The organism is uncultured Martelella sp., from assembly GCF_963677965.2.
In the GTDB taxonomy this organism is placed as follows: Bacteria; Pseudomonadota; Alphaproteobacteria; order Rhizobiales; family Rhizobiaceae; genus Martelella; species Martelella mangrovi.
On record NZ_CAXXFM010000001.1, the window covers coordinates 2,183,458 to 2,205,551 of the forward strand.

Annotated in this window: 15 protein-coding genes, 1 pseudogene and 1 riboswitch; of the genes and pseudogenes, 4 read left to right on the forward strand and 12 right to left on the reverse strand. The window is 60.8% G+C overall.

The window, feature by feature from the left end:
* Positions 1-107: 107 nt before the first annotated feature.
* Together ACHZCU_RS10245 and ACHZCU_RS10250 are read left to right on the forward strand one after the other, a co-directional pair.
* Positions 108-1,276 (forward strand): annotated as a pseudogene (locus ACHZCU_RS10245) (IS481 family transposase); the annotation flags it as partial.
* 307 nt (positions 1,277-1,583) lie between these two features.
* Positions 1,584-2,375, forward strand: coding sequence for a metallophosphoesterase family protein (locus tag ACHZCU_RS10250; RefSeq protein ID WP_319518701.1), 792 nt, complete (start codon positions 1,584-1,586; stop codon positions 2,373-2,375).
* 245 nt (positions 2,376-2,620) lie between these two features.
* Here the strand turns inward: ACHZCU_RS10250 and ACHZCU_RS10255 are convergent, their stop codons facing one another.
* The 12 genes from ACHZCU_RS10255 to metE all read right to left on the reverse strand — a co-directional run bounded on the left by ACHZCU_RS10255 (position 2,621) and on the right by metE (position 16,916).
* Positions 2,621-2,764 carry a DUF1127 domain-containing protein gene (locus tag ACHZCU_RS10255; RefSeq protein WP_319518702.1) on the reverse strand — a complete coding sequence of 48 codons (144 nt, stop codon included), beginning with the start codon at positions 2,762-2,764 and terminating at the stop codon, positions 2,621-2,623.
* Between the two features lie 155 nt (positions 2,765-2,919).
* Positions 2,920-4,278, reverse strand: a complete 1,359-nt coding sequence (locus ACHZCU_RS10260; RefSeq protein ID WP_319518703.1) for an enolase C-terminal domain-like protein — start codon at positions 4,276-4,278, stop codon at positions 2,920-2,922.
* Between the two features lie 31 nt (positions 4,279-4,309).
* Positions 4,310-4,978, reverse strand: a complete 669-nt coding sequence (locus ACHZCU_RS10265) for a TetR/AcrR family transcriptional regulator (RefSeq protein WP_319518704.1) — start codon at positions 4,976-4,978, stop codon at positions 4,310-4,312.
* 11 nt (positions 4,979-4,989) lie between these two features.
* Positions 4,990-6,528, reverse strand: a complete 1,539-nt coding sequence (locus ACHZCU_RS10270) for a tripartite tricarboxylate transporter permease (RefSeq protein ID WP_319518705.1) — start codon at positions 6,526-6,528, stop codon at positions 4,990-4,992.
* Complete coding sequence (locus tag ACHZCU_RS10275) at positions 6,525-7,025, reverse strand: tripartite tricarboxylate transporter TctB family protein (protein ID WP_319518706.1); 501 nt, start codon at positions 7,023-7,025, stop codon at positions 6,525-6,527. Before ACHZCU_RS10275 ends, ACHZCU_RS10270 begins: the two co-directional genes overlap by 4 nt.
* 136 nt (positions 7,026-7,161) lie before the next feature.
* Positions 7,162-8,172, reverse strand: coding sequence for a tripartite tricarboxylate transporter substrate binding protein (locus tag ACHZCU_RS10280; protein ID WP_319518707.1), 1,011 nt, complete (start codon positions 8,170-8,172; stop codon positions 7,162-7,164).
* Between the two features lie 158 nt (positions 8,173-8,330).
* Entirely contained in the window at positions 8,331-9,158 is an 828-nt protein-coding gene (locus ACHZCU_RS10285) for a sugar phosphate isomerase/epimerase family protein (protein ID WP_319518708.1), read from the reverse strand.
* Between the two features lie 4 nt (positions 9,159-9,162).
* The gene (locus ACHZCU_RS10290; RefSeq protein ID WP_319518709.1) at positions 9,163-10,320 is read right to left on the reverse strand and encodes a dihydrodipicolinate synthase family protein; all 1,158 of its coding nucleotides are present in this window, start codon (positions 10,318-10,320) and stop codon (positions 9,163-9,165) included.
* A gap of 2 nt (positions 10,321-10,322) precedes the next feature.
* Complete coding sequence (locus tag ACHZCU_RS10295; RefSeq protein ID WP_319518710.1) at positions 10,323-11,477, reverse strand: Gfo/Idh/MocA family oxidoreductase; 1,155 nt, start codon at positions 11,475-11,477, stop codon at positions 10,323-10,325.
* Positions 11,478-11,896: 419 nt separating this feature from the next.
* Complete coding sequence (locus tag ACHZCU_RS10300) at positions 11,897-13,699, reverse strand: adenine deaminase C-terminal domain-containing protein (RefSeq protein ID WP_319518711.1); 1,803 nt, start codon at positions 13,697-13,699, stop codon at positions 11,897-11,899.
* Between the two features lie 141 nt (positions 13,700-13,840).
* Complete coding sequence (locus tag ACHZCU_RS10305) at positions 13,841-14,455, reverse strand: DsbA family protein (RefSeq protein ID WP_106309525.1); 615 nt, start codon at positions 14,453-14,455, stop codon at positions 13,841-13,843.
* Between the two features lie 139 nt (positions 14,456-14,594).
* A complete protein-coding gene (metE, locus tag ACHZCU_RS10310) occupies positions 14,595-16,916 on the reverse strand; it encodes a 5-methyltetrahydropteroyltriglutamate--homocysteine S-methyltransferase (protein ID WP_319518712.1) in 2,322 nt (773 codons plus the stop codon).
* Between the two features lie 110 nt (positions 16,917-17,026).
* Positions 17,027-17,249, reverse strand: a riboswitch (cobalamin riboswitch).
* A 261-nt stretch (positions 17,250-17,510) separates the two neighbouring features.
* Between metE and ACHZCU_RS10315 the strand changes: the two genes are divergently transcribed.
* Both ACHZCU_RS10315 and ACHZCU_RS10320 read left to right on the forward strand, forming a co-directional pair.
* The gene (locus tag ACHZCU_RS10315; protein WP_319518713.1) at positions 17,511-19,955 is read left to right on the forward strand and encodes a glycoside hydrolase family 2 protein; all 2,445 of its coding nucleotides are present in this window, start codon (positions 17,511-17,513) and stop codon (positions 19,953-19,955) included.
* Between the two features lie 199 nt (positions 19,956-20,154).
* Positions 20,155-21,963: an ABC transporter ATP-binding protein gene (locus tag ACHZCU_RS10320; RefSeq protein ID WP_319518714.1), complete on the forward strand. Its 1,809-nt coding sequence runs from the start codon at positions 20,155-20,157 to the stop codon at positions 21,961-21,963.
* Positions 21,964-22,094: the final 131 nt, after the last annotated feature.

Genomic DNA, 22,094 nt, shown 5'->3' on the forward strand with positions numbered 1-22,094 from the left:
CCTCACTCCGGCGTCATCCTCGGGCTTGATGTACGGCCTTGATACATACCTGACAGATGTTCGGAGACATGCCTGACACTTCCCGGATTGCAATCTGGGAGGTTCGGATGGGGTGGGAGACGAAGTCTGTGGTGGATCAGCGGTTGGAGTTTTGCCGGCTTTGTGCGCTTGAGGGCGCGAATGTTTCGCAATTGTGCCGACGTTTCGGGATTTCTCGCCAGACGGGCTATGTCTGGCTGAAGCGTTTCAGGGCCTGCGAGGGGATGCAGGATCGCTCGCGGCGGCCGCACGCCAGTCCGCGGCGCACCGATCAGGCGCTTGAACAGGCTGTGCTTGAGGTGCGCGATGCGCATCCGGCCTGGGGCGCCCGCAAGATTGCGTGCCGGCTGGAACGAGCGGGGATCGATCCGCCGGCGGCGTCGACAATCCATGCCATCCTGGTCCGACACAAGCGGATCGCAACGCCTGAGGGCGCCGGCCCGGCCTATGGACGTTTCGAGCGCGAAGCGCCAAACCTACTGTGGCAAATGGACTTCAAGGGACGTTTTCAGCTCGTCTCGGGAGACTGGTGTCATCCGCTCACCGTCCTCGATGATCATTCGCGGTTTGCCCTCGGGCTTGAGGCCTGCACCGACGAACGGATGATGACGGTTCGCAGTCGGCTGGAACGCATCTTTCGTCACCACGGGCTGCCGATGGCAATCTATACCGACAATGGCAACCCTTGGGGAACCGGCGTTCCGCACGGCTGGACACGCTTGCGCGTCTGGCTCCTCAAGCTGGGGATAGAGCTCATTCACGCCCGCCCCTACCATCCACAGGGACGCGGCAAGAACGAACGCTTCCACCGCAGTTTCAAGGCTGAAGTTCTCGCCTTTCAACCGTTGTCGGGCTTCAGGCAGGCGCAAAGGGCGTTTGATCGCTGGCGCGACCTCTATAACCATCATCGGCCGCATCAGGGCATCGCCATGGCCGTGCCCGCAAGCCGCTACAGCCCGTCGCCCCGAAGCTTTCCCGCCACTGTTCCCGAGCCCGTCTATGATCCAGGCGAAATCGTCAGGCGTGTCAGCAGCACAAAGGCCTATGTCGCATTCAACGGCAAAGCATGGCGTGTGCCGAAGGCCTTTCAAGGGGAAACCCTTGCCATCAGACCCCTCGAAATCGACGGCCAACATGGCGTGTTCTTCGCAGCAAACCAGGTCGCCCTAATCGACCTCAACAAAGACGAATAACTGTCAGGCATGTTTCCGAACACCTGTCAGGGATGTCTCCGGGCTTTACATCAAGCCCGAGGATCCAGGGCCACACGATGTACGCTCAATTTAAACCCTTTCTTATCAAAGGGTTGGGTGGAATGGATGCTCGGATCACGTCCGAGCATGACACCCATGGGGACGGCTGGCGGAGGCAACAACGTATACGTCTTTGGGTTTGTCAGCACTCTGAGGTCGTCCCTTGCGGGCGACCTTTCGTTTTTTGTGCGGATGTCGAAGATGTGTTGAACTGCCCCCTGACGAGCCCTAATCTTGGAAGGGCCGGCGCCAATGTCCGGCTGTTTGTTTCAACAGAGGTTCGCATTGCCGATGAAGTCACTCCGTCGTCTGTTTTCTTCGCCCGCGCCCCAGCCCCGTCCGGAGCCGCCACCGGCTTTTCGCGGCGGCCTGCCGAAGCCGGAGGAAGCCTTTGTCGCGATCGGGGATGTGCATGGCTGTGCTGAAAACCTTGCGCGCATCTGGGAAAAGCTCGAACGGCAGGCGCCGGGCATGCCCGTGGTTCATGTCGGCGACTATGTCGATCGCGGCGAAAAATCAGCCAAAGTGCTCAACATGCTGTTCGAACGACAGCGCGATGTTGGCGATATCGTCTGTCTTGCGGGCAATCACGAGGAGATGTTTCTCGGTTTTCTGGATGAGCCAACGGAAAAAGGCGAGCGCTGGCTGCGCTATGGCGGGCTGCAGACCGTAGCGAGTTTCGGTCCGGGCACCACGGGCGAGGCCTATGGCAAGCATGATCTGCCGCGCCTCAGGGATGCGGTCGTTGAAAGTCTTGGTACGGCGCAGCTGGAATGGCTGCGGAATTTGCCGCTGATCTGGTCGAGCGGCAATCTTTCGGTCGTGCATGCCGGCGCCGATCCGCGCAAGCCGCTCGATGAGCAGCCGAGGCGCAACCTCACCTGGGGGCATCAGGCTTTCGGGCAGTTGCCGCGCCGGGACGGTCTGTGGATCGTGCATGGTCACACCGTCGTGCCGGTCCCGCAAATGGCGAACGGGGTCGTTTCCATCGACACGGGCGCCTATGCGACGGACCGTCTGACCGCCGCCATCGTCCGGTCGGATCGCGAGGTCGAGTTCATTCAGGCGACATCCGGCAGGTAGCCGGATCACCAGGACCGTTTCGCGCAGATTGTCATGATGCAATTCGGCAGGGCTTGGCGCGCTGACCGGCGATTTCTGCCGGACAAAAGAAAACGCCCACCGGGGGAGGAGGATCCGGTGGGCGTCATCATAATGACCAGCGATTGGGAGGAGGAGGATCGCCGGTCGAAATCGAAGTGCGCTGGGAGGAGGAGGGCGCAGCTCCGACAACTTTGTCTCGGCTCGGTTGCGAGCCGGGGAATTCCTTAGAACGAGGCCTTGCGGGCAACGCGGCGAATGTCTTCGCGGTTGATGCCGAGGTCGTGCAGTTCGCGGTTGCTCATACGGCCAAGCTCGGTAACCGTTTCGCGGTATTTGAGCCAGTTGTTGAACGAACGGGTCATGCTCATTTCCGGTCTCCTTGTTGGCTTGAGGCTTCGTGTTCGCTTTCGATGATCTGTATATACGCTTACGCTTCGCGGTGAGGCAGTAGGGCAAAAGCAATGCCCCTATGCAAAAAACGCAAGGCTCCAGACCAGCGCCTCAATAATGAGCAGAATCGGTATTATCGGCCGAAACCGGGATGAAACAGCGAACCGATGGCGATGGTGCCGTCTTCGATGCATAAACCGATATGGCCGTCCGTCTTTCGGTAAATGTCCGGATGCGCGGCCAGAAGCCGGGCCTTTTCGAGATCGTCATAGCCCTGCAGGCCGCCGCCGAAATGGTGGCCGTTGCGTTCGACATCCCTGCAGCCGAGCGTGGCCGCCAAGAGTGTATCCTGCTGCCAGCAGAGACCGGGCTGGCAGGTCAGATCTTCGGCCGAGATGAACAGCCGTTTGCTGTGCGTGCGCCCGGCCTGTACGCGGGCATAGTTGAGCAGGGCGCGCAGAACGCCCTTGCAGCTCTTGATCGAGGTTCCCGACCAGCCGCGTTGCAGCGCGGTCGCAAAGGCGCCGTCATTGTCGTCGCTCTCGTCGATGATCAGTGGAAAACGACCAAGCTCATGGGTGATGTCGAGCGTCAGCGCGGTTTCGCGCGCAAACGGCTGCTCGATGAACGCGATAGCCTGCCGGAAGGGGCCGAGCGCATCATCGGCTAGCAGCAGATCGATGAAGGTGGCGAACCGGTCGGGCGAATATTGCTCGTTGGCGTCGAGGGTTACGCGCAGGTCGTCCATGCCGCCGATCAGTCGGGCAATGGCCGCAAGCCTGTCGATGTCGGTCTGCGGATCGCCCTTCAGCTTGATCTTGAAAGCGCGGATGCCGGTTGTGCGGATGATCGCTTCGAGACTGACCGGGAGGCCGTCTTCCGGGGCGTCATCCCCGATCTCGGCCTCTGTCAGCGGCGCATCGAAACCAACGGTCTGGCGCGGCGCAATTGCCGGCAGCGGCGTGATGGCGGAAAGCGCAGCCGTGATTGCCTGCGCCGTGATATCCGGCGCCTCCATGGTGGCAACGCCGAAGATGTCCTGTCGCGCGGCCTGGGCAAAATTGAGCCCGGTGGCAAGACAGAGTGCATCGATCAGCGCCATTTCGACAAGGGCAGGGCCGAAATGGGCGGCAAGGCGCGGCGTGCCATCGGGCATGGCGGCTTCCACGGCAGCGCGCAACCGCGCGGTCGCGCCTGCGAGCGTTTCGCCGTCGATCGTTTCGGCCGCCTTGCAGGCAAGTTCCATCGAAAGACGCAGGTCGGCGACTGTCTGGTCATTGTTGCGTGTGGTGCGCTTGTCGAACCAGCGCGGCACCAGAAGCTGGGCGGAGCGTCCCTCCGCGCGTTGGCTGTTGACGGTGATTGCCAGCGACACGAAGCCCTGATCCGTATGGGTCACCACGGTATTGCCGAAGTGGAAGGGCAGGCGAAAACTGACCGGGCGTGTGGCAAAGGATACGGCTTCGATCCTGAAACGCGGTATTTCGCTCATTGGTGTCTCCCCGAGGCCTGAAAATGTGTTGTCACGTTGCCTCGCCCTTCTGCTTCAGCCAGCAGATCACGGCTTCCGTCGCGCGATGCGCATGGGCGTTGAGGTTTTCCGCGCTTCCGTCAAAGCCGAAGACTTCCGCCAGCGTGAAGCGGTTGGAAACCGGAAAATAGCACAGTGAAGCAATCAGCATGTAGACGTCCAGCGGCTTCGCCTGGCGCCGGAAAACGCCGTCCTTCCAGCCGCGTTCGAGCACGTCGGACAGTTTGACCAGAAGTTTCGACTGAATTTCGCGCCGGTCGCCGATGGCGCTGATGGAGGAGCCGTGACGCAGGTTTTCGGTGTTGAGCATGGTGATGAACCACGGCCGGGTGCGGAAATGGGTCATGGTGAACATGACCAGCGCCCCGATGGCCTGTTCCGGCGTTAGCTCCTCGAGATGCAACTGTTCCTCGCCGGCGCGGATCTGCACATAGGCTTCGCGCAGTGCCGCCTTATAAAGCTCGTCCTTGTCGCCGAAATAACCATAGAGCATCGGTTTCGACAGGCCTGCCTCGGCGGCAATGCGGTCGACGCGGGCACCGTCATAGCCGACGGAGGAAAATTCATCGAGGGCGGCCTGCAAGATGGCTGCGCGCGAGGCTTCCGCATCGCGAACGCCGCGTCTTGTTTTCGTTGCCGCCGTTTTGCCGCCTCTTGCCACGCGTCGTCTCCTTACTCTGTTTCCGATTCAACCCTGTTAGCATCGCTATTGCGCCGTTTGAACTGAAACAGACGGCGGACAGGCGGGATGGAAAACAGGATAATCAATGCAATCAGAATTGCGAAACCGGCGGAAACGGGGCGGGTGAAGAAGGCGGTGAAGTCTCCGTTCGAAAGGATCAGGCCACGGCGCAGGCTCTTGTCGAGAAGGGCGCCGAGAATGATGCCGAGCACCAGAGGCGCCATCGGATAGTTGAGGCGGCGGAGGATATAACCGCCGACACCGAAGGCGAACATGACCCAGATATCGAATATCCGTTGGGTCAGCGCATAGGGGCCGATGACGCAGAGGCAGAACACCATCGGCATGAGTATGGTGCGCGGCACCTTCAGCACGCGAACGAAAACGGGCGTCAGCGCCATGCCGAATATGCCCATCGCAAGCGTTGCGAAGATCAGCATCACGGCGATGGTGTAGATCATCTCCGGCTGGTCGAACATGATCATCGGGCCGGGCCGCACGCCATGCAGGAAAAGCGCGGCAATCAGAACGGCAGCCGATGCGGAGCCTGGAACGCCAAGCGTCAGCGTTGGGATCAGCGAGCCGGGCACGACCGCGGAATTGCCCGTCTCCGCTGCAATCAGGCCCTCCTGACTGCCCTTGCCGAATTCGTCGCGTTCCTTCGAGTGGCGTTTTGCGGCGGCATAGGAGCCCCAGGCGCCGATATCCTCGCCGACGCCGGGAATGATGCCGACCAGCGTGCCGATCACGCCGCTTTCAAGGACCGTGCGCTTGTAGCGCCAGACGCTTGTGCCAAGTTCCCTGAGAGGGGCGCGCACCGATTTTTTCTCGACCATCTGCGCTTCCGGCAGGGTCATGGCGAACAGCACCTCGGCAAAACCGAACGCACCGACCATTGCCGGTATGAGGTCGATCCCGCCATTCAGCTGCTGAATGTCGAAATTGAAGCGCACATAGGAATGAATGCCTTCCGAACCGATCATGGCCACGGACAGGCCGATAAGACCGGCCATATAGCCCTTCAGCGGTTCGCCGGAATGGGTCAGCTGACCAGAAATGATGATGCCGAACAGCGCCAGCCAGAAGAATTCGTAGGAGCCGAAGCCGAAGGCCGCTTCGGCCAGCGGCGGTGCAATTGCAATCAGCATGATGATGCCGACCAGCGTGCCGAGCATGGAGCCGAGCGTGGCAATCGCCATGGCAAGGCTGCCCTTGCCCTTGCGCACCAGCGGAAAGCCGTCGAGGGCGGTGGCGGCACTTGCCGGCGTTCCGGGAATGTTGAGCAGGATGGCGCTGCGCGAGCCGCCGTAGATGGCGCCGACATACATGCAGATGAGCACCAGGATGGCCGCATCGCGGTCAAGCGAATAGGTCAGCGTGGTCAGAAGGGCAACGCCCATTGTTGCTGTCAGCCCGGGAAGCGCACCGACGAAGATGCCGAGCAGCGTCGCCCAGACGACATTGAACAGCATCATCGGCGTTGAAAGGTTTGCAAAAGCGGAGAGCAGCGCGTCGATAACTGAGGTCATGGCAGGCGCACCAGAAACAGATCTTCAAAGAGGAATGAAACAGCGCCGCCGAAGGCAACGGCAATCACGACGGCGCGGGTGATGGTGATCGCGAGTTTTCGCTTCGTCATGCGCAGCGAAAGCTCGAAAATCAGCATGAAACCGGTAATGAACAGGCTGCTCGCCACCCAGAAATGCACGCGCCCGACCAGAAACAATGCGTAAAATGCGCAGATTGCGATCAGCAGTGCGAGGCGTGCCAGTTCCTTGACGGTGACCAGACCGCCGGCAACCCCTTCGATCTCGGTGTTACCCCGGCGATAAAGCCCGATGAGCTGCAGGGCGGCGACAATCGCAATGGCAAGGCCTAGCACCATGGGCAGGAGACCCGGAATGCTGGCCGGATGGATCTGGCGCACTTCCAGCCGGTCCATTGTGAATCCACCGATAAATTCGGCGATGCCAACGGCCAGCAGAATGGTCGAAACGGCGAGATCGACTGTTTTGATCTTCAGCATGGGGCGCGCCCCTCAATGAATTGAGAATGTTCGGGCAGAAGCGCGTTTTGCGTTCCCGCGCGAAATGGGTCTGCATGTCATCCCGCCCCGGCTCCTGTTTGAGAAAGAGGCGGGGCAGGGTGTTCGCATACTGCGATTATTTGCAGGTCAGGCCGACTTCCGACGGGTCCTTGACGGCTTCGCCGCGTTCCTTCATCGCGCAGGCTTCCATGGTCGCCACCGGCAGAGCACGGGCGCGGGCTTCATCGCCAAAGCTGGGTGCAAACATCGCGCCACGCTGGTTGGCATAGTGTTTCAGCGCATCCGCATTCATCACCTTGTCGGCCCAGACGGCGTCGACCGTGTCATAGACTTCCTGCGGTGCGCCTGCCGGAATGAAGACGCCGAAATAGTCGGGCGCGACGTCAATATCGAGCCATTCGGTAATCGGCGGGATCGGATCAAGACCTTCGATTTCAAGCGCGGTGTCGGAGAGAACCGCCAGCGGGCGCAGGCGTCCGGCCTTGATCATTTCGGTCTGTTCCACCGCCAGCTGGGTGGTCATGTCGACCTCGCCGGACGCGGCTGCGATAACTGCCGGATTGCCGCCGTCATAGGCGACCATGCGGGCCGTCATCTCGCCATCCAGCGCATCCTTGATGGTCGAATAGGCCGTGCCGCCGGAAGAGGTCACGCCGGCCGTGCTGACGGTCACATCACCGGTCTTCATGGCATCCAGCAATGCACCGAAATCCTCGTAGGGGGCATTGGCGTTGACGGAGATCAGCGGTGCATTGGCGACATGAAGATAAATCCGGTAATCATCGATATTCGAACTGTCGAGCAGGCCGGAAACGGCATAGGTGGCGTTGTTGGCAATCGCGTTTGCCGTCCAGGTGTAGCCGTCGCGCGGAGCGTCGAGAGCGGCCTTGGTGCCGATCGAACCGGATGCGCCCGGCTGGTTGACAACGACGACTTCGGTGCCGAGCGCTTCTTCAAGGATCGGCGCGACGACGCGGGTGACCTGATCGGTCGAGCCGCCGGCCGACCACGGCACGATGATGTTGATAGGGCGGTCGGGCTGCCAGGTCTCGGCGCCGGCGCTGCCTGCTGCAACAGCGGCGAATGCGGCCGCGGACACGGCCAGCTTCAAAACGTTGGTATTCATAGTCTCCTCCCTTGACGACCGGATGGTCGGTTGAACGCGCCGGGTTTGTCGCCGGCGCGGCGAATGCGCTCGTTTTCTGGCTGGTCAGCCGCCCGGGACTCCTCTTTCCCGATTTGCGGCGTGCTGCCACCTGCCTGCGCGGTCAGGCATGTATTCTGTCAGCAGGAACTGGCGGCCCGCGTGATAATCATCTCCATCACCTCGTCGGGATCGCGCTTCCACCAGTTCTCTGCGGAAAATATCTCCACTTCATTGAGGCCCGAAAAACCTTGCGCCTCGACGGCCTGGCGCAGGTCGGGAATGTCGATCACGCCATCGCCCATCATGCCGCGGTCGTTGAGCATATCTGCCGTCGGCACCAGCCAGTCGCACAGATGAAAGGCCATCAGCCGGTCCTTGCCTGCGCGCGCGATCTGCTCTTTCACTGCCGGGTCCCACCAGATGTGATAGACGTCGGCGGCAACACCGATGCCGTCGCCGAGCCGGTCGCAGATGTCGAGCGCCTGGGCCATGGTGTTCACCGCCGCGCGGTCGGCGGCATACATGGGGTGGAGCGGCTCGATGGCGATTTTCACACCGACGCTGCGGGCATAATCGAGCGTGTTTGCCAGGCCGTCCTCGATCATGGCGCGGGCACCGGCAAGGTCGCGGCTTCTGGGCGAAAGCCCGCCGACGACCATGACCAGGCAGGCCGCGCCGATGGTGGCCGCCTCATCCACGGCCTTGCGGTTGTCGTCGATAACGGCGTTCGTTAGCGCGCCTTCGGCCGTGTACCAGCCGCCGCGGCAAAGGCCGGAAACGGCAAGGCCTGCCTCGCGGATCTGGCGTGCGGCCTTTTCCGCGCCGAGCGCCTGTAACTGGTCGCGCCAGGGGGAAACGCCGCCGAAGCCGTGACGGGCCGCGCCGTCAATCGCCTTGTCCAGCGTCCATTGCGGCCGTGTGGTGGCGGTGTTCAGCGAAAGCCGTTCGGGGGTAATCGTATCCATGGGCTCACACTCCGACGCCGTAAGTTGCCATCACCCGCGCCGTGCGGGTTGCGGCCATGTCTGCATCGGCAATCAGCCCGGCCTTGTCGGCAAGGCGGACCACGTCCGCGAGATGCTGTGCGGAACGGGCGCTCTGCTGGCCGCCAAGCATGGTGAAATGATTCTGATGACCCATCAGATAGGCGAGGAACACCACGCCGGTCTTGTAGTAGCGCGTTGGCGCCTTGAAAATATGGCGCGACAGCGGCACAGTCGGTTCCATCACCGCGCCCCAGCGCTGCATATCGCCCTTTGCCAGGGCCGCAAGCCCGGTGGCCGCCACCGGCGCAATCGGATCGAAAATACCGAGCAGCGCATGGCTGTAGCCCTGATCGTCGCCGGCAATCAGTTCGGGATAGTTGAAGTCGTCGCCGGTATACATTTTGACACCTGCCGGCAGGCGGCGGCGCATGGCGATTTCCTTTTCCGCCGAAAGCAGCGAAATCTTGATGCCGTCGACCTCGTCGGCATTGTCCTCGATCACCTTCAGGCAGGTTTCCATCGCCGCCATATGGTCGGTGCTGGCCCAGTAGCCTTCGAGCGCCGGATCGAACATCTCGCCGAGCCAGTGCAGCACGGCCGGTTGTTTCAGGCCGGAGAGAATGCGGCCGTAGACACGGGCATAATCGTCGGCGCTTCTGGCGACCTTGCACAGCGCGCGAGAGGCCATCAGGATGACTTGCCCGCCCGTCGCCTCGACCGCCTCGCACTGCATTTCATAGGCCGCGATCACATCATCGATGGTCCTGGCGTCGGCCGGATCGAGATGATCGGTGCCCGCGCCGCAGGCGATCAAGTGGCCGCCGGCCTTTGCCTCTTTCACCGAGCGCTGGATCAGTTCCAGCGAGGTCGGCCAGTCCATGCCCATGCCGCGCTGGGCGGTGTCCATGGCTTCTGCCACGCCGAAACCGAGCGACCAGAGATGCTGACGGAAGGCCAGCGTTTTGTCCCAGTCGACATTGCAATCGGACCAGGGGTTGTTGTCGGCAAGCGGATCGACAACCACATGGGCGGCGGCAAACACCTTGCGGTTCCAGTCTCCCTTGTCGCCAGCAACGGGCGCGCCGGAAAAGCTGAAGGTCTCGATCCCGCCGGACGCGGTCGGAAGCTTGATGGCGCTCATGATCAGATCCCCAGGTCTTCGAGATCAACCCAGCGGCGTTCGCGCGCGCTTTGGTAGCCGGCCTCGGCAAGCTGCACGCCCTTGGCGCCCTCGGTCAGGGTGTAGGCCCACGGCCCGTCTTCCAGAACGTGACGCAGGAACTGCTCCCACTGCACCTTGAAGCCGTTGTCGAACACGGTGTTGTCCGGCACTTCCTGCCAGTCATCGAAGAAATCGAGTTTCTGCGGCTCGTCCGGGTTCCAGACCGGCTTCGGCGTATTGGCGCGGTGCTGGCTGTAGCATTTGTGCAGGCCGGCAACGGCGGAGCCATGGGTGCCGTCGATCTGGAAGGTCACCAGATCGTCGCGGCGCACGCGGGTGCACCAGCTTGAATTGATATGGGCGACGATATCGCCCTCGAGCTGGAAGGTGGCATAGGCGGCATCATCGGCGGTTGCCTGATATTCCTTGCCCTCTTCGTCATAGCGCGTCGGGATGTGGGTTGCGGTGGTGCAGGACACGGATTTGACCGGCGCCACCACATTGTCGAGCACATAGCGCCAGTGGCACAGCATGTCGGACACCATGCCGCCGCCATCGGCCGCGCGGTAGTTCCAGCTCGGGCGCTGCGCCGGCTGGTCCTCGCCGGTGAACACCCAGTAGCCGAACTCACCCTTGACCGAGAGGATCCTGCCGAAAAAGCCGTTGTCGCGCAGGCGCTTCAGCTTGACGAGGCCAGGCAGGTCGAGCTTGTCATGGACGATACCGTTCTTGACGCCCTTTTCCTTGGCATAGCGGGCAATTGCGACCGCTTCCTCAAGGCCTTCGGAAACCGGCTTTTCGGAATAGACATGCTTGCCCGCATCAATCGCCTTTTTCAGCAGCGTCGGCCGCAGCTTGGTGGACGCGGCATCAAAGAAAATGATGTTGTAGGGATCGGCAAGGGCGGCATCGAGATCGGTCGTATAACGCGCGACGCCATGGCGCTTCGCCAGTTCCTCGATCTTGGCGGCATTGCGGCCGACAATGATCGGATCCGGCATCACCTTCGAGCCGTCCTTCAGCCGAAGCCCGCCGGAATCACGAATGGCCAGAACCGAACGGATCAAATGCTGGTTCATCCCCATGCGGCCTGTGACGCCATGCATGATGATCCCGATACGATTGGTATCAGACATAGATTTCCTCCCATCAACTTGCTTATTACCTACCAGTTAGTAATAAGGTGGTCAAGGATGGGCAAGGGGAAAATTTAGGTGTTGGTTCGGAGCGTTCTGGAGGGCTATTGGAATGACGCGCGGATGTGACGCAAGGCGGTTTCTTCCTTCTCCGCGTCATCCTCGGGCTTGACCCGAGGATCCGAGCACCTGGTCCTACGACTGGCGTCTGCGGCTATCGTGAAGTCCTTGCAATGTCTTACTAAAAGTCCGCCATCGCTTCCCGCGACAATAATTGGATCCTCGGGTCAACCCCGAGGATGACGCCAGTAGGATGGGCCGGGGAAGCCTGAAAGCCAAAAGGCCAAAAAGAAAATCCTGGCGGAAGGGGAGGTAACGGGGCCTTCGGCGGAAATGAACTGACCGAAGGCCCCGTCCGCTCAAACCTTCTCGAACAGGTCGATCACCTTCATCTCCGGCACCAGAACCAGCCCCTTGTCGGTGATGCGGATTTCGGGGATGACGGAGAGCGGGATGAGGTTGAAGCCCATATAGGGGATGGAGCAGCCGGCTTCTTCCCATTCGAGCTTCAGCACCCGCACGGCATCGGCGACATCGTCAATGCGCTTGTCGGACAGAAGCCCGGCAATCGGCAGTTCGACCATGGCGCGGACCTTGCCTTCATCGACCACGCAGACGCCGCCCTGGCTTTCCTCGATGGCCCTGAGCGCCACCTGCATGTCGGCCTCATTGGTGCCGGCGATGATGATGTTGTGGCTGTCATGGCCGACGGAGGAGGCAACCGCGCCGCGTTTCAGCGAGAAGTCGGAAAGCAGGCCATGGGCGACATTGCCGTCGGACTTGCCGTGGCGCTCGATCACCGAGACGAAGCAGAGATTGTGCCGGTCGAAATGCTGCTGCCAGTCATTGGCATGTTCCAGTTCAATCGTGTCATGGACCAGCGTGATACCCGGCAGTTCGGTGCGGATGCAATGGGCGAGGACCCGCTCGGTCGGAAGATCCGGCGTCAGCTTGATCTCTTTCGGCAGCTTCACCGTGTGATAGGCAGCGTCTGGATAGCGGTAGCGCTCGGAAAGCGTTTCGTCGAGCAGCGATGTCACCTTTTCGTCCTCGACCACAAGCTCGCCGCCATACCAGGTGTTGACCGGCTTCAGCGTGTCGTCGAGCAGCACGATGTCGGCGCGCCTGCCGCCGCCAAGCCCGCCGATCTCGTCGCCCATGCCGAAGCGTGTTGCGCCGTGGAGCGAGCCCATCGACCATGCCTGTTCCGGCTTCATCCCGGCCTTGACGGCCTGACGCGTCACCCAGTCCTGGCCGAACATCAGCAGATCGTCGGCGTCGCGGTCGTCAGTGCACACCGCCACCCGCTTGTGCGAAGCGCCGAGTTCGGTCACGGCCTTGATCGCCTCCGGCAGCGAATGCCAGGGCGTGGTCGGCGGTCCACCGCGCAGGAAAATCCACACGCCGGCTTCCAGAAGGTCATTGGCGATCTCCCGATCGATGGCCTCGTGGGTATCGGTCACGCCGGCTGCCGCATAGGCGGCAACGAATTCGCGGCCGTAGACATGGCCGGAAACCGGGCGACCGCGCTTCAACGATTCGGCGATGATCGCATGCGAGCGTTCGTCGCTCATGGCCACCGGCACGAAGTCCATCTTTTCGCCAAGGGCGACGGCTTCCGGCCATTTGTCGAAGATCTTCGCGATCTTGTCCGGCGTCAGATCGCCGCCGGCCGTTTCCATTTCCGCGCTGGTGGCCGGGACCGTGCTCGGCACCGTCAGGAAGATCGACAGCGGGGCCTGGCGGGCATCTTCCAGCATCGCCTCCACGCCTGCCACATCCATGACATTGCCGATCTCGTGGCTGTCGCAGAAGATCGTCGTGGTGCCGTTCAAAAGCGCCGCCTCGGCATAGGCGCAGGCCGTCACCATGCTTGATTCGATATGAAGATGCGGGTCGACAAGGCCGGGCGCGACAATGCCGCCTTTGGCATCGTAAACGTCTGCCGCCTTGCCGCGATGGGCGCCGGCATGCTTCACTGCGGCGATGCGTCCGCCCGAAATCCACAGTTCCCGGTCATCCAGCATGCGTTCCGAATAGGTTGAAAGCACCCGCGCGCCGGTGATGACGATATCCGGATCGCTGCGGCCGGAAGCGACATCGGCAAGTTGCCGGGTCATGTCGGAAAGAGGAGAAACGGAAAAGCGTGTCAGCTTGCTCATGATGGGCTTTCATACTGGTCAATGTGCGTGCGGATCGGTCTGTTCATGCCGAAGAATCCGCCTGTGCCCGAAGCTAACGGCAGTGTGAAATGCGGTCCAGAGATTTCTTGAAAACGTCGTTTCAAGGCAGTTTTGCTGCGTTCAGCCCGCCGACCGTGCTTGGGCGATTGCTGATTCCAGCATGATCCTGTCGAGAATGCCCGGATAGACCGTCCGGCCGATCACATAGGACGGCGTGCCGTTGAATTGGAAGGCTTCGGCCTGGTGATAATTGCGGTCGAGCAGGTCGGAAATTTTCTTTTCGTTGTCTTTCACCGCCGCGGCAATGGCATCGAAATCAAGGCCCGCGTCGGTCAGCAGCGTTTCGACCCGTTCATGGGTCAGGCGCGCGCCTTTTGCCGTCATCAGCGTATCGAGCGCGGTTTCGTATTCACCAAGGGCGGCAGCGCCCTGAACGGCCTGCGCGGCATAAACGGAAACGTCGCCGAAAATCGGCCAGTCCTTCATCACCAGTTTGACATTGCCATCCCTGGCAACGACATCGCGCACCATCGGATAGTCACGCTTGCAATAGGTGCACTGGAAATCGAAATATTCGACCACGGTGACATCGCCGTCCGGATTGCCGAGGACGGGGGCATTCGGATCGGAAAACACGTTTTCCGGCGAGGGCTCATGGGCATATGCGCCGATCGGAAACAGCGCAAGGCCCGAGCCTGCAAGCATGCCTTTCAAAATGGTGCGGCGGTCCGTCATGCCGGTCTCCTTGATTCTGATCCGGCTTAGTATAGGGGACGGCGCCATCCTGCCACCCATCAATTTTGCGAGAGCGCACCCTCCTCAAACGCGAGTGTGCCGCCGGCCCCAAAAGGGCCGGGGCGTTTTGCAAGGCCGTTCAGCCGCGCAGGGCTTTTGCGGCTTCGACCATATTGACCAGCGCCGGTTTGACCTCGGCCCAGCCGCGGGTCTTCAGGCCGCAATCGGGATTGATCCAGATCTGACGGTCATCGAGCCGCTTGCGGGCGAGCGACAGCAGTTCGGTCATCTCGCCCGTTGCAGGAATGCGGGGCGAGTGGATGTCATAAACACCGGGCCCGATTTCGCTTGGATATTCGAAGGCGGTGAAGACATCGAGCAGTTCCATCTTCGAGCGCGAGGTCTCGATGGAAATCACATCCGTATCCATCGCTGCAATCGCATCGATGATGTCGTTGAACTCCGAATAGCACATATGGGTGTGGATCTGGGTTTCATCCGCAACCCCCGAGGACGAAAGCCTGAAGGCGTCGATGGCCCAGTCGAGATAGGTCTTCCACTCCGATTTGCGCAGCGGCAGGCCCTCGCGCAGGGCGGCTTCGTCAATCTGGATGATGGCAGCGCCTGCCGTTTCCAGATCGACAACCTCATCGCGGATGGCAAGCGCGATCTGGGCGCAGGTCTGCGAACGGGGGATATCGTCGCGCACGAACGACCAGTTGAGGATGGTGACCGGCCCCGTCAGCATGCCCTTGACCGGCTTTTCGGTCTTCGACTGCGCAAACCGCCACCAGTCGACCGTCATCGGCGCGGGCCGGGAGACATCGCCGAAGATCACCGGCGGGCGGACATAGCGCGAGCCGTAGCTCTGCACCCAGCCATGCTTGGTGAAGGCGAAGCCGGAGAGTTTTTCGCCGAAATACTGGACCATGTCATTGCGCTCGAATTCGCCATGAACCAGCACGTCGAGGCCGATGTCTTCCTGAAAGCGGATCGCCTTTTCCGTCTCGGTCTGAAGAAAGCCGTCATAGGCCGCCCGGTCGAGATCGCCGCGATTGAAGGCGGCGCGGGACTTGCGGACCTCGCTGGTCTGCGGGAAGGAACCGATTGTCGTCGTCGGAAACAGCGGCAGTCCAAGCTTCTTGCGCTGAAGGGCAATGCGGTCGGAAAAGCGGCTTTTGCGGCGGCGGTCGTTTTCGCCGACGGCGGCAAGCCGGGCGGCAACCGCATCATTGTGGACGCGCGGCGAACGGCTGCGTGCGGCAAGGGCGTTGCCGGCAGCCGCAAGCGCCTCGTCAATCGCTTCGCCGCCAAGCCCGCGGGCCAGGGCGGAAAGCTCTTCGAGCTTCTGGATCGCGAAGGACAGCCAGCTTTTCAGCTCCGGATCGAGTTCGGTTTCCAGCGCGACATCGATCGGCACATGGAGAAGCGAGCAGGACGGGGCGATTTGAACCTTGTCCGCACCGCGCGCCTCGATCACCGGCCGCAGCTGCTCGAGAAGTGCAGGAAGGTCTGCCCGCCAGATGTTGCGTCCGTCGATGACGCCAAGCGAAAGCACCTGTTCGGGCGCGACCTTTGCGAGAATGCCCTCCAGCGCATCAGGTGCACGTTTGAGATCGAAATGCAGACCGGCAACGGGCAGGTTCAGTGCCGTCTGTGCATTGTCGCCGAGATCGCCGAAATAGCTGGCGAGCATCAGCTTCAGCGCCGGCACGGCCTTGGTGAGGGCGTCATAGGCGTTTTCAAAAGCAGCACGCTCATCGTTCGTCAGGTCGAGCACCAGCGCGGGTTCGTCGATCTGCACCCATTCTGCGCCTGCTTCATGGAGCCTGCTGAGCAGCTCGGTATAGACCGGCAGAAGACGGGACAGCAGCGTGACCGGCTCGAAATCGGATCCCCGCGCCTTGGCGAGCTTCAGGAAGGTGACGGGGCCGAGAATGACCGGACGCGTTTCGATGCCCAGCGCCTTGGCTTCAAGGTAGTGATCGACCGGCTTGGTCGAGGACAGCGCAAAGGTCTGATCTTCCGTCAGTTCGGGCACGAGATAGTGGTAGTTGGTGTCGAACCACTTGGTCATTTCCAGCGCGCGAACGTCGCGCCCGTGTCCGGCATGGCCGCAACCGGCATCGTCTGCGCTCGTCTGTGCGCCGCGCGCCATGGCAAAATAGGTTTCAAGCGAGACGTCACCGCCGGTCCAGCCATATTCCTGCGGAATTGCGCCGACCATGACCGCGGTGTCGAGAACGTGGTCGTAGAGCGAGAAATCATTCGACGGGATCACATCGATCCCTTTTTCCTGTTGCAGGCGCCAGTTCTTGCGGCGCAGATGTTCGGCCGTATCGAGAAGTTCGGCAGTGCCGGATTTGCCGGACCAGCAGGATTCCAGCGCGAATTTCAGTTCACGTCGTGCGCCGATGCGCGGAAAGCCGAGGCTTGCGACGGCAGGTTTCGTATTTGGCATTTCATACCCCAGACAAAGTTGGGGGCATGGGTTGGCGGAAAGCATGAGAAAACACCGCGGGAGCGACCTCCCACGCCGGTTTCGCAGCACCACCGGGACACCCCGCCCGTGGACAGTTACAAGGCTCTGGCAGGTCTCCTGGCTTGCGGGTCGGCGCGCCTTTCCGTCTTCCCGGTTTCCCAGTGACGATGTGGAAAGGCACTCTCCGCTTACAGTTGCGGGGGCAGCTCCGGAATTGCCGCTGACAATGACGTCGCACAGCGCACCGGATTCCCTCTTGGCGCGGGGATGGGCATCAACCCATCACAGCGAACCAGAGCGGATGCAGTGTTATCCGGCCGGTACCGATTGTCAATTGATATAAAGATATATTTATATAATTAATTCGTTATGTCATTACGGGTGTCTTTCGGGACTTTGGTCTATGTGGTCGGTCGCCGAATGCGCAAAACTCTGGCGAAAAGTTCGCGCATATTGCCGGTTAGGCGTTTCGCACGATGCCTGAAAAAGGCTAAAAGGCGAGCGGGAAGACGGTCGGTTTGTGCGCAATTCTCAGCGTGGGGCGACCGAGAGCAACAGGGAAGACGGAACATCATGGCAAATGTCGCAGAAACGATCATTCTCAACGACGGCTGGACGGCGACGTGCGACGACGCAGACATCGCAGTCGAACTGAACGTTCCGGGCGATGTTCATTCCGCCCTGCTTGCCGCAGGCAAGATCGAAGATCCCTACTGGCGCGACAATGAAACCCTGACCGACTGGGTGCACCGTTCGCTCTGGACCGCAAAACGGTCGTTCAATCTGGAAAGTATGGACAACGGGCACTTCACGCTGCGTTTCGAAAGCGTCGATTGCCTTGCCGAAGTGCGCGTCAACGGCAAACCGGTCGGGCACTGCGAGAGCCAGTTCCTGCGCTATGACTTCGACGTCACCGGTTTTTTGCGCGAAGGCGAAAACCTCATCGAAGTGACATTCCTGTCCAATTCCCTGGAAGCGGCAAAAAGGGCGGAAAACTCCGATTTCCCGATGCCGTTTTCGACCAACAGCCGCATCGGTCACCTGAATTTCCTGCGCAAGACGCAGTGCCATGGCGGCTGGGACTGGGGGATCGCGCTGTGCCCGCTCGGTTTTTACGGCGATATCGCGCTTGTGCGCACCGGATCGGTCCGCCTCGATGATGTTGCCATCCGTCAGCGTCACGAAGATGGCGCGGTTGAACTGGATGTGACACTCCACGCCTTTGCCTTCGCGCCGGCGGTTGAAGATGCCATTGTGGAAATCGATGGCCACCGGGCAACTGCAACGCTGCATGCCTTTCCCGGTGAAAACCGTGTGACCGTGACGGCCCGGGTGGAAAACCCGCGCCTGTGGTGGCCGGCCGGTCATGGCGAGCAGGCATTCTATGACCTGTCCGTTTCGCTTGGCGGCCAGACACGGGATTTCCGCATCGGCTTGCGTGATGTCGCGTTGCTGACCGACGAGGACGAGATCGGCAACCGCTTTGCGTTCAAGGTCAACGGCCGCGAGATCTTCATGAAGGGCGCCAACTGGATCCCCGGCGACGCGCTACCCGAACGCGCCACGCCTGAACAGGTGCGCGACCTTCTGCAGTCGGCAGTCGACGCCAATATGAACATGATCCGCATCTGGGGCGGCGGGCAGTATGAGGCCGACTGGTTCTATGAACTGTGCGACGAACTCGGCCTGATGATCTGGCACGATTTCATGTTCGCCTGCAATCTCTACCCCGCTCATGAGCGGCACTGGCTCGATCTGGTGCGCAACGAGGCGCGCCAGCAATTGCGCAGGCTTTCGCGTTTTGCGGCAATGGCACTGTGGTGCGGCGACAACGAACTGGTCGGCGCCCTGACCTGGTACAAGGAGAGCCTTGAGAACCGCGACCGTTACCTGGCGATCTACGATCGGTTGAACCATGCGCTGGAAGAGGCGGTGGAGGATGAGGATATCGGCCTGCCGTTCCGTCCCTCATCGCCCTCCGTCGGTCGTCTCGATTTCGGCGATGGCTGGCATGTGGACACGTCCGGCGACATGCATTTCTGGGATGTCTGGCACTCGGCGAAGGATTTCGAGCACTACCGCACCGTCAGGCCGCGCTTCTGCTCGGAATTCGGGTTCCAGTCCTTCCCGTCCATGCGGGTGATCAGGAGCTTTACCGATGAGGAAGACCGCAATGTCTCCTCTGCCGTTCTGGATGTGCATCAGCGCAATGAGGGCGGCAACAGCCGGATTGTCGAGACCATCGCCCGCTATTTCCGCTTCCCCGACAGTTTCGAGGATATGGTTTATCTCAGCCAGCTCGGGCAGGGGCTGGCCATGAAGACGGCGATCGAATTCTGGCGGGCCAACAGGCCGCGCACCATGGGCACGCTGTTCTGGCAGTTGAACGACACCTGGCCGGTGGCAAGCTGGTCGAGCCTTGAATATGGCGGCGGCTGGAAGACCACGCAGTATCTCGCCCGCCGGTTTTTCGCCGACCTGATGGTGACCGCCCAGCCGGACCCCGATACCGGCGCGATCATGCTGCTGGCCGTTTCCGACAGGACCGAGGATACGCCGGTCACGGTCCGGCTGCGCAGCGTCGATGCGACATCCGGCAAGGTCGCCGAGATCGGCGATTATCCGGTGACGGCGAAGGCTGCCGGTGTTGTCGAAGTGGCGCGCATCCGGCCGGAAACCCTGGAAGAAAGCGCCTTTCTGATCTTCGACTGGCGCGATCAATCCGGCAATGTGCTCGGCGAAAACGAATATCTGCCGAAACGGCCGAAGGCCTATCGCTTTGCCCCGCCTCAAATCGAGACGGCGGCGGAGACAGCCGATAATGGCGAACGTCGCGTCACGCTGACGAGCGATCGTCCCGCGCTCTACGTGACCTATGGCCACGGCGATGACGACATCTATTCCGACAACTGCTTCACGCTTTTGCCCGGTGAGCCGAAGGTGATCACCGTCACACGCAAGCGGCGCTCGCACCTGCCGGATGACGGCACACCGATTGTCAGCTATCTTCGGGGTTAGAGCGTTTCAGTCTGAAACGCTCCAAGGCGGGAAACAGCATATTTTGGCCGTGAACAGGGCGCAGGAATAGCCTCAAACGAAGGCTTGCTCTTGCGGGCTGTTTGCCCTATTCCTCACGCGCTGAGGCCGATCAGGGATAAAAAACACCATCCCTGCGCAAAACGGAGGCCACGAAGTCTATATGGAAATGCGGATCCCCATGCAGCTACCCAAGCCATTGTCCGGTTGGCTCGATGCGCTGGCGGCGCGGTTCCTTCCCAGAGCCAATCGCAGCCTGCTGTTTCGCCTTCTGTCTGAAAACCTGCGCGATCAGGCGCCCTGGTATGCGCTGGCCACGGTTGCGATGTTGATCGTGGCGGGCATGACCTCGCTCAGCGCCTGGATCATGAAGGACATTGTCAACGAGACCGTGGTCTCCCAGAACATGAACCGCATGTTCATGCTGGCGGGTGCGGTTGCCGCGATTTTTATCGTCAAGGGGATCTCGACCTATTTTCAGATCGTGATCCTGAGCAAGGCCGGCAACAATATCATCGCCAAGACGCAGAGCAGCATTTTCGGACGCATCCTTCAGCAAGATCTGAATTTCTTCATCCGCTTCCCGTCTTCCGATCTCGTCATGCGCCTGACGAACAATGCTCAGGCGGCGCGCACGGCGATGGATCTGATCCTGACGTCGGCGGTGCGCGACCTGTTTTCGCTGATCGGGCTGGTGGTCGTGATGTTCATCCAGCAACCGGTTCTGTCGCTTGTGGCTTTCATTATCGGTCCGCTCGCTTTTACCGGCGTTCGCTATCTGACGAAAAAAGTTCGTGACATCATGCGTCAGGAACTGACCGCTTTCGCGAAAATCATCGAAAGTGTTCAGGAAGCATCGACCGGTGTGCGTATCATCAAGGCATTCGGCCTGGAAGACCACATGCGCGCGCGCATGGACCGGCAGGTCACCCAGGTGGAACATCGGGCCAACAGCATTGCCCGGCTTTCGGCCGCGACCAGCCCGATCATGGAAACGCTTTCCGGTCTGGCCATTGCCGGCGTCATTGCGCTCAGCGGTTTCTGGGTTGTCGGCGGCAGCCAGACGCCCGGCGAGCTGATGTCGTTCATCACGGCGTTGCTTCTGGCCTATGAACCGGCCAAACGGCTCGCCCGCATGCGCGTCAATCTGGAATCCGCCATGGTCGGCGTCCGGATGATGTACGAGATCAAGGATCACCCTATCCTTCTGACGGAAGCGGAAAACCCGAAATCGATCCCCCCGGGCGGCGGCGAGATCGTGTTCGATAATGTGGGTTTCTCCTACGATTCGTCCAAACCGCTGTTCAAGAACCTCAACCTCGTATTCCCGTCGGGCAAGACCACGGCTTTGGTGGGCGCTTCGGGCGGTGGCAAGTCGACCATCATCAACCTCGTCATGCGCATGTTCGATCCCGATGAAGGCGTGATCACCGTGAACGGTCTCGATCTCAGGGAGGTGTCGTTCGAATCCCTGCGTGCGCACATGTCTTATGTCGGACAGGATACGTTCCTGTTCAACGGAACCGTGCGGGAAAATCTTCGGCTCGGACGGCAGGGAGCAACGGATGAGGAAATCGTCGAGGCGGCAAAGGCAGCCCATGCGCATGACTTCATCTTGAACATGAATGATGGCTATGATTCCTTCGTTGGTGAGAACGGCGGCAACCTCTCTGGCGGCCAGAAACAGCGCCTGGCAATTGCGCGCGCCATGCTGCGCAATGCCGACATCCTGATCCTTGATGAAGCCACGAGCGCACTCGATTCCTATGCGGAATCTCTGGTTCAGGATGCGCTGGCGCGGTTGACCAAGGACCGCACGACAATCGTGATTGCACACCGTCTGGCAACCATTACCTCGGCCGACAACATTGTCGTTCTTGAAAACGGTGCGATCCTCGAGCAGGGGCCGCAGCGTGAACTGCTCAACCACGACGGCCCCTATCGCCGCCTGTATGAGCTGCAGATCCTGCCGCAACTCGAAGAAGCGTAAAACCTGTTTCGGGCATTTGTTCGTGTCCGCACCGGTGTTCAAAAGCCTCGCCATTTAAACGGCGAGGCTTTTTTGTTCATGTTGTCAGTACCTTGCAAATTGCAATTTCCGGCTGTTTCCCACCGCTTTTC

What these genes read in the sequence shown, in the direction of transcription:
- ACHZCU_RS10250 (WP_319518701.1), top strand. Translation starts at nt 1,584, where the DNA reads ATGAAGTCACTCCGTCGTCTGTTTTCTTCGCCCGCGCCCCAGCCCCGT.
- ACHZCU_RS10255 (WP_319518702.1), bottom strand. Translation starts at nt 2,764, where the DNA reads ATGAGCATGACCCGTTCGTTCAACAACTGGCTCAAATACCGCGAAACG.
- ACHZCU_RS10260 (WP_319518703.1), bottom strand. Translation starts at nt 4,278, where the DNA reads ATGAGCGAAATACCGCGTTTCAGGATCGAAGCCGTATCCTTTGCCACA.
- ACHZCU_RS10270 (WP_319518705.1), bottom strand. Translation starts at nt 6,528, where the DNA reads ATGACCTCAGTTATCGACGCGCTGCTCTCCGCTTTTGCAAACCTTTCA.
- ACHZCU_RS10275 (WP_319518706.1), bottom strand. Translation starts at nt 7,025, where the DNA reads ATGCTGAAGATCAAAACAGTCGATCTCGCCGTTTCGACCATTCTGCTG.
- ACHZCU_RS10280 (WP_319518707.1), bottom strand. Translation starts at nt 8,172, where the DNA reads ATGAATACCAACGTTTTGAAGCTGGCCGTGTCCGCGGCCGCATTCGCC.
- ACHZCU_RS10285 (WP_319518708.1), bottom strand. Translation starts at nt 9,158, where the DNA reads ATGGATACGATTACCCCCGAACGGCTTTCGCTGAACACCGCCACCACA.
- ACHZCU_RS10290 (WP_319518709.1), bottom strand. Translation starts at nt 10,320, where the DNA reads ATGAGCGCCATCAAGCTTCCGACCGCGTCCGGCGGGATCGAGACCTTC.
- ACHZCU_RS10295 (WP_319518710.1), bottom strand. Translation starts at nt 11,477, where the DNA reads ATGTCTGATACCAATCGTATCGGGATCATCATGCATGGCGTCACAGGC.
- ACHZCU_RS10300 (WP_319518711.1), bottom strand. Translation starts at nt 13,699, where the DNA reads ATGAGCAAGCTGACACGCTTTTCCGTTTCTCCTCTTTCCGACATGACC.
- ACHZCU_RS10305 (WP_106309525.1), bottom strand. Translation starts at nt 14,455, where the DNA reads ATGACGGACCGCCGCACCATTTTGAAAGGCATGCTTGCAGGCTCGGGC.
- metE (WP_319518712.1), bottom strand. Translation starts at nt 16,916, where the DNA reads ATGCCAAATACGAAACCTGCCGTCGCAAGCCTCGGCTTTCCGCGCATC.
- ACHZCU_RS10315 (WP_319518713.1), top strand. Translation starts at nt 17,511, where the DNA reads ATGGCAAATGTCGCAGAAACGATCATTCTCAACGACGGCTGGACGGCG.
- ACHZCU_RS10320 (WP_319518714.1), top strand. Translation starts at nt 20,155, where the DNA reads ATGCAGCTACCCAAGCCATTGTCCGGTTGGCTCGATGCGCTGGCGGCG.